At 31.9% G+C, this 11,978-nt stretch carries 10 protein-coding genes; 2 read left to right on the top strand and 8 right to left on the bottom strand.

Annotated elements, in window-relative coordinates; translation table 11 throughout:
• Nucleotides 1–121: 121 nt before the first annotated feature.
• The 8 genes from anfO to nifH all read right to left on the bottom strand — a co-directional run bounded on the left by anfO (nucleotide 122) and on the right by nifH (nucleotide 9,842).
• The gene (anfO, locus tag HGI79_RS21470) at nucleotides 122–739 is read right to left on the bottom strand and encodes a Fe-only nitrogenase accessory protein AnfO (protein WP_185652713.1); all 618 of its coding nucleotides are present in this window, start codon (nucleotides 737–739) and stop codon (nucleotides 122–124) included.
• Nucleotides 740–767: 28 nt separating this feature from the next.
• Nucleotides 768–2,315, bottom strand: a complete 1,548-nt coding sequence (locus HGI79_RS21465) for a hypothetical protein (RefSeq protein ID WP_185652712.1) — start codon at nucleotides 2,313–2,315, stop codon at nucleotides 768–770.
• A gap of 213 nt (nucleotides 2,316–2,528) precedes the next feature.
• Nucleotides 2,529–3,869, bottom strand: coding sequence for a nitrogenase component 1 (locus HGI79_RS21460; RefSeq protein ID WP_185652711.1), 1,341 nt, complete (start codon nucleotides 3,867–3,869; stop codon nucleotides 2,529–2,531).
• A complete protein-coding gene (locus HGI79_RS21455) occupies nucleotides 3,854–5,383 on the bottom strand; it encodes a nitrogenase component 1 (protein ID WP_185652710.1) in 1,530 nt (509 codons plus the stop codon). The genes HGI79_RS21460 and HGI79_RS21455 overlap by 16 nt, the downstream gene beginning before the upstream one ends.
• 341 nt (nucleotides 5,384–5,724) lie before the next feature.
• On the bottom strand, nucleotides 5,725–7,110 hold the full coding sequence (locus HGI79_RS21450; protein ID WP_185652709.1) for a nitrogenase component 1: 1,386 nt from the start codon (nucleotides 7,108–7,110) through the stop codon (nucleotides 5,725–5,727).
• A 41-nt stretch (nucleotides 7,111–7,151) separates the two neighbouring features.
• On the bottom strand, nucleotides 7,152–7,490 hold the full coding sequence (locus HGI79_RS21445; RefSeq protein ID WP_185652708.1) for a Fe-only/vanadium nitrogenase subunit delta: 339 nt from the start codon (nucleotides 7,488–7,490) through the stop codon (nucleotides 7,152–7,154).
• Nucleotides 7,491–7,492: 2 nt separating this feature from the next.
• Nucleotides 7,493–8,887, bottom strand: a complete 1,395-nt coding sequence (gene vnfD / locus HGI79_RS21440) for a nitrogenase vanadium-iron protein, alpha chain (RefSeq protein ID WP_185652707.1) — start codon at nucleotides 8,885–8,887, stop codon at nucleotides 7,493–7,495.
• Nucleotides 8,888–9,020: 133 nt separating this feature from the next.
• Complete coding sequence (nifH, locus tag HGI79_RS21435) at nucleotides 9,021–9,842, bottom strand: nitrogenase iron protein (RefSeq protein ID WP_185652706.1); 822 nt, start codon at nucleotides 9,840–9,842, stop codon at nucleotides 9,021–9,023.
• Between the two features lie 376 nt (nucleotides 9,843–10,218).
• Here nifH and HGI79_RS21430 point away from each other — a divergent pair, with 376 nt between their 5' ends.
• Both HGI79_RS21430 and HGI79_RS21425 read left to right on the top strand, forming a co-directional pair.
• Nucleotides 10,219–11,196, top strand: coding sequence for an ABC transporter substrate-binding protein (locus HGI79_RS21430; protein WP_185652705.1), 978 nt, complete (start codon nucleotides 10,219–10,221; stop codon nucleotides 11,194–11,196).
• A gap of 2 nt (nucleotides 11,197–11,198) precedes the next feature.
• Nucleotides 11,199–11,882, top strand: coding sequence for a GTP-binding protein (locus HGI79_RS21425; RefSeq protein ID WP_185652704.1), 684 nt, complete (start codon nucleotides 11,199–11,201; stop codon nucleotides 11,880–11,882).
• The last annotated feature ends 96 nt before the right edge of the window (nucleotides 11,883–11,978 follow it).

Here is an 11,978-nt window from a genome sequence, read left to right as displayed (position 1 = left end):
ATTTTGGCTCTCTGCTTAAAACACGAACTTTAGACTGATTAAAAGTTTTTAACGTGCCGAAGTTTGGCAGCATATTCTGGAGTATAAGTTAAATTTGGGGCGTGGTTATCTATATAATTTATTATATAGAACTATTAGGATAAACTTTCACCTTAAACCCACCTTCACATATAGGTTCAACAGATGATTTTAAATTTAAAATTTCAAACTCCTTTTGAAACCAAGGTGGAACATGACCACAATCAATCTCCAATTCATCAAAAGTGGTATTACGAAGAAATGGTAAGAGTACTTGCTTAGAAGTAACTTTTTCATTGGTCTCCATAACTGTCTCCAAATCAATATAGTATTTTCCAGGCTTGTCAGTCTCTATTGGAACTGGTACTGTTTCACTCTTAACTTTATTAAATTTTAACTGCTCCTCCTTTTCGAATATGTATTCTAAGAAGTCTTCTGGAGCACCTTGCACCTTCCAAATATTAAACTTCATACCTTCAAGAATTGTATATGGAATACCTTTAACTTCTACTGCTACAAAAACTCTGCACCCCTCTAGGGCCTCCAGCATAGATGAAATATTTTCACGAACTGCTTTTGTATCCATTAAATTGTTAACCCCAAAAGGTATTTCTTTTATTACATCCCATTGTCCTTCATCCCTAAGAAACACCTTAACTGTGCCACTTTCGTTAAAGGATATTGTTTGACCATTATCACCTAAAAATACAGCAATCTTCATAACATATCTATTTATCAGAAACTATTTTTTAATCTGATAAATTTAACCTCCTTCCAATTTTACATTTCTTTAATTCTTCAATAATTTCTTCTTCTACAAGATCAATATTTGTTTTTCCAATATAACCAAACTTAACTTGATTTGTTCTAATGAATTTCATAGCTCTATTATAAGTAGAATGACTCATAAAACCTGTATAAAAAAATATACAATCCACACTGTTCAAAATACTTAGTTCAAAGTTATCATTAAATCCATTTAATGTTTGTATTTCAGGATACTTTTCTTTAAATTTTCTTCTCCAATCTTTAGCTCCACCTATTATTAAAATTCTTTTATTAGCAATATAATAATCTAATGTCTTATCTGAATTATTTGGAACATACTCATTTTTCGCTTCAAAAATATATTCTCTTAAAATATTCAGTTCATTTCTATATTTTTCTTCTTCTTCTAGCTGCTTTTCAAGTTTTTTAATAATTTTCTCCATGTGAACTATCTCTGATTTATGAGCTTTATTCAGTTTGTTGATTTCATTGTTGAGAGTTTCATCAAATGACATTTTTTCCTGTTGAAGTGATGCCATCTCTGTTGTTATTTCTTTATTTTCATTCTCAACACTTTTAAGTTTTTCTTCTAAAGAATACAGTTTAAAGTATAATGTCTCTTGATTATTTTCAAAATACAACCTTCTTGATTTTTTATATTCATTAATCATAGATTGCATAAAAATTCCATTAACAAGAGCCTGAAGTATAATACCTGGTTCTAGTTTTTTATAACCGCATTTAATATAGGCTAAAATTATACTATCAATATTCAAGGATTCAAAATCATCAAATATTTGATCTACATCAATTTTATTAATCATGAAAAGATTTTTTAATACACAACCTATGTCATCAACATCATTATTGTAAGTATTTAGAACATCCTTATATCCATATAATTTACCATATTCTTTTTCTATTAATAATTTAATTTCTTGTATTTCAGATTTATGATGCTCTAGTTCTTTATCTATGTTTGTTGTCATAGGACTACTAAGCTCATAGTTTTTTATATCATTCATAACCGAAAAGATGTAATCTCTATCCACTTCTTTAGAGGAGCAATACATAACTAAATATAAATATATAGCAGAATGTAACCTTCTTTCTGTTCTCATAGTAAGGTCGTCCATTCGTAAATATTCACCTATCAACTCTCTATTATTGAGCTTCTTAACTGAGCGATAAACTAAAGGATAATATTTTCTCAATAGTTTAATTACTTTACTTCTTAAAACATAGTCTTCTTCTGCAATTAAAAGTATTCCCAATACCTTCCTGGCATAAATCTCCTGTTCAAGCGAACCTTGCAACATTATGACATGATTCATGCATGTAGAATCTTTAGCAGCATCATAATACTTTAATTTATCAACAACATATAATCTGTCTATATCATTCTTCATTTCCTGAGTTCTTATCAATCCAACGCTTATATTGGCAAATATATAATCTCGAAGAATATCCGAATGCAGATCCCAATTTTGTCCAATATTATCATAAAAATTTTCTACATTCATGTACATTGCATAGTCACATCCTTTTGAACAATGGTTTCTAATTTTCTACATTTATTGTAATTATATAGCTTACTGAACTACTATTTGTTACAAAATCAGTTCTTATTTTCATAACTCTTCATACCTTTGTTCTTTTTTCTTATAGTATATTATAATATATTATCACAAAATGACATAACATTTCTTAATGATCAAAAAATTTATTTCACATTTTATAATTTACATACACTGCTCCCAATTTATTTCTTTTGAACGAAAAGCCTTTTCCCAATCATTAGCAACTATCTCTAAAATATTAAGCATACCGTCATATCCGAAATATGCCCTATCAACATATACATCCCTATTTGTTGGGGTTACTACATCAAAAGCAAGCTTTACCCCAACTTCCTCTGCCATATATTTCTCCCAGGCAGAACCAATAACAGAATCTACCTCTATATCCTTTAAGGCCTGTTTTACCTGATATCCATCTACTGAAAATGCTACTTTAGGAGAAATTCCTAAATCATCTAATTCTCTTTGAAGAATTTTTTTACACTCTGGTAATCCAGATCTAAGCAATATTGTTTCAGGAATCATTTCTAGTTCCTCAAAAAGCATCCTTACAAGACCAATACCAATAGTAGCATCTGCAGATATAGCAATCTTACAATTACGATAACGTGGAATAATCATTAATCCTCTTCTACGGAGAATATCTATAACCATTTCTTCTCCTTTTTTTATTATCTCTTCTACCCTTTCTTCTACTTCAAAATATTTCCCTAATGCCCTCAACCACTGAGCTGTATTTTTTAAACCTATAGGCAGCGGCATATCTTGAAGAATTAAAGGTATACCATACTGTTCTTCCATTTTTTTAACAAATTCATAACCTGCGTCGCGGCTTAAAAGAATGTTAGCTGATGCTCTGCCCGCATCTTCAAGCTCACTAAAGGATATATCATGAGGCAAAACAGCCTGTACTCTAATACCTAAAAATTCCAAAGTGTCTGTAACCCATTTTAAGTCTGCCCACCAAGTAGGATTTAAATTTGCCTGTGGGAGAATAATATTTACACTCTTTGGTACTTTATAATGCTGGTTTATTATAAAGTGTAGCAATGCTTCTAAGCCCATATTTAAACCATCATAGGTATTACCCCTAAAACCACCTGCAATTATAGGGATAAGTTTATTATTTACAAAGGGTTGTACTTCTCTACATATGCCCTCAATATCTTCACCAATAATATCTGCTGCACAAGTACCAATGACAAACATTACCTTAGTATTAAAAGTTCTATCCGCTTCTTTTATTAAATCCTCTAACTTTTGTGAAGCTCCCATAATAACATCTGATTCAAAAAGACGAGTACATCCTATTTTTCTTTTAGTAAAATCAATCTCATGAGTATCATAAGCAGCTCCAACTGTAGCTGCACATCCTTGCGGAGAATGAATAACAATACTTGCATCTTTTATTCCCGCTACTATGCTAGCAACTCCCTCAAGTGCACATCCTAATATAGGGTCTTTACTATGGTTACAATTTTCAAATATTAATTCATCATACATTTTCCTCTCCTCCTCTGTGCGTATACAGTACAATCTGGTAAGTCTTGACCTAATTTTGGTGTTAAAGATTGAGCAGATGCTAATCCTGCATTTTCTGGGAATACTATTCTCTTAGATACCCAGCTTCTAGGTCTAAAGGAATATTTTAAAGCGGTATTGATACACTTTGCAACTTTTAAAGCTCCCCTATAACCAAATCTTGGACGATTTAATATTGCATTTAAATCTACTAATGGGATGTTGGGAAAGCTTAAAGAAGAACCAAAATATACTACTGATTGAGGATCTAAACCACCAAGAAAACTCAACAACTCTTCCTCTGTTTGTTTCATGGACTCATATTTACCAAAAGCAAGAGTACCTTTAGTAATCAATATTTGAGGATCCATGCCTGTTTCTAATAAATAATCTATACTAGTTTCTCTCGCTTCTGTACTCCATGGATGGAAATTAAATATAATTGGACGCATTCCAAAATCACGCTCTAGCATATGTGCAATAGACAAGCATTTTACAGCATCGTGACCTTCTACGATAGCTATTTTACCTTCCAAATATTTCTTACTCTCTTCAAATTCAACTTTAATAGCTTCATATTCTCTATTCATTAAATCTTTAGCTTCTTTTTCCATGCCTAAATATTTTGCCGCTCCTTCAAGCCACTTTTCAGTAGCACTAATACCGTAAGGAAGTATAGTAGAGTTAATAGGTGTACCAAATTCCTCTAACATTTCTTTACCTATGGCATAGCCTATATCTAAGCATAATGCACAGTTAACCGCCACACTTGGAGCCTGTTTAATTTCTTCTAGACTACAGTTACCAGCAATAACAGTATTGACCTTTGCTCCCATTCCTTCTACAAGTCTTACTAGTTCCTTAACATCCGTATCTACTTCTGTTCTTTCAGGACCCATTTTTCCGCCTACAATATTTACAGTATCTGATAATGCTGATTTGCTTTCAGGGGTCGGTTTATCCATTAGCTTTACTATTTGGTTAAATACTAAATCAAATCCGCTGCGATACTCTCCTGCAAAACCTTCACAATGAATTGCCATTAACTCCGCCTTTACTTCTTTTCTCATTTTATCCATAACAGCATCAACATTATCCCCTATAATTCCAGTAGCACAACTAGTTGCCACAAAAATAACATCAGGATTATATTTTTTATCCACTTCAAGAATAGCCCCTTCTAATTCTTTTTCCCCTCCATAGATAACATTTTTTTCATTTACACTAGTAGTCACTACAGGTTCATAAGGTGATCCACTATTACGAGAGTTTGTAAGCTTATATGACTGCTTTACTCCATAAGCACAGCCACTTGGACCATGAGCAACAACCACTGAATTTTTAATGCCGCTTAAAACCTTTGTTGCAGTCCAAAATTTGCAAGGACGAGTATGACTGCCTTGTAAATTAGTTTTTATTTTACCCTCTTTTGCTAAACGATAAAGTTCACTTAAACGTCCATAAAATTCTATACTCTTATCTATACTATTTGACATAATACCTCCTCCTTCATATTTATAATATATATATAATCGCTTGCATATCTCGCAACCGTTATTTTCTCTTTTAATTTATACAGCCAAGTCCTTATTTTTATAAATTCAGTTTTTCACATAAAGTGAACCTTGAATCAGATGGGGTTTTAACCCCATCTGATTCTTAGTTGAACGAATCCAGGGACGTAGCCGCTCTTTACTCCCATTTTGAAGAAGATGGGAGTATTAGAGTAGGTAGTCATCGGACAAAAACTGTTTATTTTACATTTTAGGACTTGGCTGTATTCTTTCTATAATTATTTTTATACTATAACTGTATTTTTATTTGTAAATTTAGTATATTACCATACATTTAATAACCATTCTTTTTCATGTTTATATTCCATATCAGCAAATAAAGTATTTGCAATAGTATTTGCTAGTAATTCCGCTCCTCTATAACCAATAGTTGGTTGTTTCCATAAACCAGCTCTATCAAAAGTAGGGAATCCTACTCTAACCATAGGAATATTGTTATCAATAGCAATATATCTTCCTTTTGAATGTCCCATGATTAAGTCTATATCCATTTTTTTATTTTTTATTCTGTCTTCTAATTCCCACAAGTCTGCGTTACATATTACTTCTATATCACAATTAGCTTGTTTTTTCATTTCTTCAAATCTAGGATCTCTTTTATATGTTTTGTTATCATCACCTAATAATAGAAGCACTGGTTGTAACTCAACCTCTAAGCAGAACTGTGCAAGTCCTATTACTAAATCTGGATCTCCATAAATAGCTACCTTTTTATCTGCAAAGAACATGTGAGCAAGATCTGACATAGCATCTATAGCTTTTCCACGTTCTCTAACTAAAGATTCAGGTATTTCTTTACCAGTAAGCTTAGCTACATTTTGAAGGAATATATCTGTATTCTTTATTCCAAGCGGAGTTGGTCCAATTATTGCTGGAACATCAAATTCATCCTGTAAAAATTGAGCTGCTTTACCGCCTTCATATTTACATAAAGCTATTGTACCAACTGAATTAGCACTATCCTCAATATCTTCCATCGTTGTATTTCCATAAGCAAATGCAGATTTATCAGGCATTATTGGTGCATCAAAGGTTTCAGTATCTATTAATACATTTCCTTCAACTGCCATATCTTCTAAAAGATGCTTAACTTCAGTTACATCACCCGGATTAATCCATCCTGTAATAATATTTAACTTGCCATTAGGCTGTCCCTTTTTAGCTAAAGTAGAAACAAGTGTTTCTATAGCTATATCATATCCACTTACCATACTTCCATTATAACTTGGTGTATGCATAGGAAGTAATAGAACTTTTCTATCAGGATATTCTTTCTTTAACTTTCTATTAATCTTTGATACTGTTCCTTCTATATCATCACCAATAGTTTCAGTTGAGCAAGTAGTGATTATAGGAATAATTCTTACATCAGGATATCTTTGTATAAGTGTCATTACACCTTCTTCAATTCTCATTGTACCGCCGAATACAGCTGCATCTTCATGTAGTGAAGAAGAAGCTATATCAAAATTTTCTTTCAAGTGTTGTGCGAATAATAATCTTACGAATGTACAACAACCTTGTCCACCATGTACTAAAGCTATACAATCTTTTATACCTATACTAGCAAACTGTGCACCACAAGGTTGACATGTAAAAATAGGATTTATTACACCTTGACGTTCTTTTTGTTTTATTTCCAAAGCCATGTTATCACCTCTCGAATTATTTAAAATTAAACTTTTGTTTTTTAATAAAATGGAACATTTATTTCACCATTTAAGCATTTTGTTATTACGATATCAGTAAGTTTTGCTTTAACAGCTTCTACTAATTCTTTCTTTTGTCCTGCTTCTAGTTCATTTACCCATGAGAACTTTTCTTTAATTTGATCTGTAAGAACCTTTGCATCAGCATAAGCACATTTTTCTTGTTTTGTTTCAGCTACCACAGTTTCACCTGTCAAAAGCTTAGCAACATTATCCATAGTTCCATTTATATTTTCTTCTCTGTCCCATGCTCTTGAATGAAACTGCCATAAGCAACGTTCTTGAATAAATGAAATTATTTCATCAGCTTTTTCTTTCATAATTATTTAACCTCCCTTATATCTTCTGCAGATAACTTCCAAAGTGGAGAATAAATACCATTGTACATATCTCTTGCCATATTTACAGCACCTTCAAATCCCATGTAAGGTCCATTGTGGTATCCATGTCCATTAATATATGGTATGTGCAGTTTCTTTACCATTTCACCTACTCTAGGTCCGGTAAGAATAAGATCTGGCTTCACCATATCTATTACTTCAAAGAATTCAAGTTCATTTCCATCATCTATATATATAGTTCCTTCTCTACCTCTTGAAATTACCTTTTCAAAGTCCTCTTGGTGACCAAATTTTGATGACATAGCTACTACTTCCATTCCTAAATCATCTTCTAAAGCTTTTGTCCAGTGCCATAATCTTGGTCCGCCTGTCCATATGCAAATCTTTTTACCTTTTAATTTTTCTTTATACCAATCTAATTTTTCTTGGTATTTTGCAACTTCTTCAGCTATTATTTGTTCTGCTTTATCTTCTAGACCAAAGAATGCTCCAATTTTTCTTAAGCCTTCTTTTGCATAATCAAAGCCCCAAGTATCTACGTCAATTCTAGGAATACCATATTGCTTTTTTAACTCATTAGCAATGTATCCTGCTGATCTTGCGCAGTTTGTAACATTAAGTTGTGCTCTATGCATACCTCTCAATGAATCATAAGTACCATTTCCTGTGAAGTGAGCTATAATTTGAACACCCATTCTTTCCATATAGTTTTCAAATACAAAAGTATCACCTTGAATATTATAGTCACCAATTACATTTATTGTATAAGGACTTGTAATCTCAGGTTCAACAGTTCCTACTTTTTCATTCATCCAAGCAATATTAAGTACATGATGTCCTTTTGATTGACTTACCCCAGCAAAACCTGGACATTCTATGCAGAATATATCTACTTCCCCTTTTAGTTCTGCTTCTACTTCCTTAACAACCGCTTTCATATCATCTCCTATTAGAGCTGTAGCGCAAGTTGTATAAAGCATCATTCTCTTCTTATCTGGAAATTCCTTAAAAGCTTCAAGTATACACTGTTTTAACTTTTTCATACCACCAAAAACAACATGTTGTTCCTTCATATCTGTGGAAAAAGCATATTTTAACTGCCAGTTATCAGCATCACTTGGATAACGTTTTGTATGCCAAGTATCATATGAACATCCTATAGGTCCATGTATCATTTGAATAGTATCTTTAAGAACACCACCAATAACTAGTTTTGCACCGCAATAGCTACAACCTCTTTCAGACAGTGTTCCTGGAATAGTATTTACATTTGAAGCTGGTAAATACTCAGTTATACTTTCTCCCGGTTCTTTTATATAACAGTGTCTTTCTCTTTCGGGAATAGTTTCGTCGCATTTGAATAATTTTAATGGCATTTTTGTACCCCCTTATTTTTATTAATCTATTTTCTTCTATAAGGCTTAAAATGTGATATTTAATTTGTCTAAATCAATTTAATTATTATTTTATAGTGATATATTTCTCAGCTTGCAACATGAGGAATACATCTTATAGATCCATTAGACCATATTCCATTAATATTTCTTCTAATCTATCTTGTGTCATTGGTTTTGGTATAACAAACATTTCGTTGTCATCTATATTTTTAGCTAATGTTCTGTATTCATCAGCTTGTTCACATGTTGGATCGAAATCTATAACTGTTTTCTTGTTTATTTCTGCTTTTGTAACCATTGGGCTTCTTGGTACAAAGTGTATTAATTGGCTTCCTAATTCTTTAGCGAAGTTGTCAAGTAATTCATATTCATTAGCAACCTTTCTGCTGTTGCAGATGATACCACCTAATCTAACTCCACCACTGTGTGCATATTTTTGGATACCTTTTGATATATTGTTTGCTGCATATAATGCCATCATTTCTCCACTTGCTACTATATATATTTCTTGAGCTTTTCCTTCTCTGATTGGCATTGCGAAACCACCGCAAACAACGTCTCCTAATACATCGTAGAATACATAGTCTAAATCAGCTTCATAAGCACCTAATTGTTCAAGCATGTTTATTGAAGTTATTATACCTCTGCCTGCACATCCAACTCCTGGTTCTGGTCCGCCTGATTCAACACATTTTATATCGCTGAAACCTGGTTTTAATATAGAATCTAAATCTACATCTTCACCTTCTTCTCTTAATGTATCTAATACTGACTTTTGAGCTAGTCCACCTAGTAATAATCTTGTTGAGTCTGCTTTAGGGTCACATCCTACTACCATTATTTTCTTACCCATAGTTCCTAGTCCTGCAGTAAGATTTTGTGTTGTTGTGGATTTTCCTATTCCACCCTTTCCATAAATAGCTACTTGACGCATTTTTTCAAACTCCTCCTTAACATTTTGTATAAAACAATACTATTCGGAAATTTAATTTCCATTTTGTTTTATTATGTACTGTTTTGTCTTATTATATTTTCTTTTTTATTAAAAGTCAAGCTTTTTTGAAATATTTTTATTAAATTGTTAATATTGAAACAATTTTAATATCAATATATCAATTCAACATATGCTTATCTAGGAAAACTTTTACACTAAGACTACATCACCAGTTTTTTCGATATAAATTTACGTAAAAATACCCAATATTGTATAAAAATTATCTAAAGTAATGTTGTATGAATTTTCTCTACATTTTTATTAATTTATAGTATAATGATATATAATAACTGTATATCGGGAGGCACTGTTGTTAATGAGTATTGATGAAAAGAACTTAAATTTACTTGCACTTTTACCTTGTCCTTTAAAAGTACCAATAGAAGAAGAATTTAAAAATTTTATTAAATCACTAAAAAATGAACGTAACATTGAATTTAATTATTTAGTAGAAAGTCATGCCACCAATCAGCTATCCTTTTATGAAAAAGTAAATAATTACGAAAGTATTGATGATATACCAGATATCGTTATAACACCTGGCATTAATAGTTTTTTTCATAAGTCTTTTATTGATAAGTTTATTAGTAAAGATATATTTACCGATGTAACCAACTATGATGTAAATAAAAACTTCAAGGAGGGTGGTATACAAGACCCAGATGGCCATTATACTATGTTTTCAATGAATATTTTAGTAATGGTAGTTGATTTAGTACAATTAGGCGACTTACCTATGCCTAAAAAATGGGGAGATTTACTTAATCCAGAATACAAAAATAGAGTTGTAATTCGAGGTGATAAAAATTTCTTTTGCGAAACTACTTTATTAAATATTTATAAAGATTATGGATATGATGGAATAAAAAAACTTGGAAACTCCGTAAAAGATGGCTGGCATCCTTCACAGATGGTAAAAATGGCAGGCAGCGGATTAAAAGGTTCACCAACAATAAGTGTAATGCCATATTTTTATGCAAGAACTATTAGAAATAAAGATAAAGTTTCAGTAGTTTGGCCCGAAGATGGAGCTATCGTGAGTCCTGTTTCTATGTTAGTAAAAAAATCCTGTTTAGATAAATATAAAGAAATTGCTGATTTTTTTGTAGGAGAAACTATAGGTAAGATATGTGCTGGAGCTTCTTTCCCTTCTATTAATCCAAATGTTGAAAATAAAATTCCTGAAAATGCTCCTTTAAAATGGATTGGATGGGATTATATTAAATCACAAGATATTAAGTCGACTATTGATAACCTAAATAAATACTTTTTTGAAGCATTAAGGGGGGATTAGCTTTGAAGTTAATTACAATATCCGGTCCTCCATCTACAGGTAAGACTTCTGTAATTTTAAAAACAATAGAACATCTGACTCAAGAACATATAAATGTTGGTGTGGTTAAATTTGATTGTCTTTCAACCTATGATGATACTTTATATAAGAAAAAACATATTCCTGTTAAAATTGGTTTATCAGGCAACTTATGTCCAGATCACTTTTTTATAACTAATATTGAGGAATGTGTAAACTGGGGTGTAAAAAGTCAGCTTGATATCTTAATTACAGAGAGTGCTGGATTATGTAATAGATGTTCTCCTCACATAAAAGATGTGCTTGCGGTATGTGTGATTGACAACCTTTCTGGAGTGAACACGCCTCAAAAAATTGGTCCTATGCTTAAATTAGCTGATATTGTTGTAATTACTAAAAGTGATATAGTATCACAAGCTGAGAGAGAAGTGTTTTTCTTTAGAGTAAAACAAGCAAATCCTAGGGCCAAGATTCTTATGATAAACGGAATAACAGGTCAAGGAACTCAGGAACTCAGTTTGCTTTTTAAAGCTGCAAATGACTTAAATTCAGTTGAAGGAAGTAAATTAAGATTTACAATGCCTGCAGCTCTTTGCTCCTACTGTTTAGGAGAAACACAAATTGGTAACGACTTTCAAATGGGCAACGTGAAAAAAATTGAATTTTAGGATTTATATAGATAATCACGCCCGAAATTTAACTTATACTCCGGAATATGCTGCCAAACTTCGGCACGTTAAAAACTTTTAATCAGTCTAAAGTTC

The sequence above is a fragment of the Clostridium sp. DJ247 genome (assembly GCF_014231265.1).
This window is presented reverse-complemented; position numbering and strand designations above follow the sequence as displayed.

Excerpts from the sequence above, each read along its gene's own strand:
- anfO (WP_185652713.1), bottom strand. The coding sequence starts at position 739 with ATGAAGATTGCTGTATTTTTAGGTGATAATGGTCAAACAATATCCTTT.
- HGI79_RS21465 (WP_185652712.1), bottom strand. The coding sequence starts at position 2,315 with ATGTACATGAATGTAGAAAATTTTTATGATAATATTGGACAAAATTGG.
- HGI79_RS21460 (WP_185652711.1), bottom strand. The coding sequence starts at position 3,869 with ATGTATGATGAATTAATATTTGAAAATTGTAACCATAGTAAAGACCCT.
- HGI79_RS21455 (WP_185652710.1), bottom strand. The coding sequence starts at position 5,383 with ATGTCAAATAGTATAGATAAGAGTATAGAATTTTATGGACGTTTAAGT.
- HGI79_RS21450 (WP_185652709.1), bottom strand. The coding sequence starts at position 7,110 with ATGGCTTTGGAAATAAAACAAAAAGAACGTCAAGGTGTAATAAATCCT.
- HGI79_RS21445 (WP_185652708.1), bottom strand. The coding sequence starts at position 7,490 with ATGAAAGAAAAAGCTGATGAAATAATTTCATTTATTCAAGAACGTTGC.
- vnfD (WP_185652707.1), bottom strand. The coding sequence starts at position 8,887 with ATGCCATTAAAATTATTCAAATGCGACGAAACTATTCCCGAAAGAGAA.
- nifH (WP_185652706.1), bottom strand. The coding sequence starts at position 9,842 with ATGCGTCAAGTAGCTATTTATGGAAAGGGTGGAATAGGAAAATCCACA.
- HGI79_RS21430 (WP_185652705.1), top strand. The coding sequence starts at position 10,219 with ATGAGTATTGATGAAAAGAACTTAAATTTACTTGCACTTTTACCTTGT.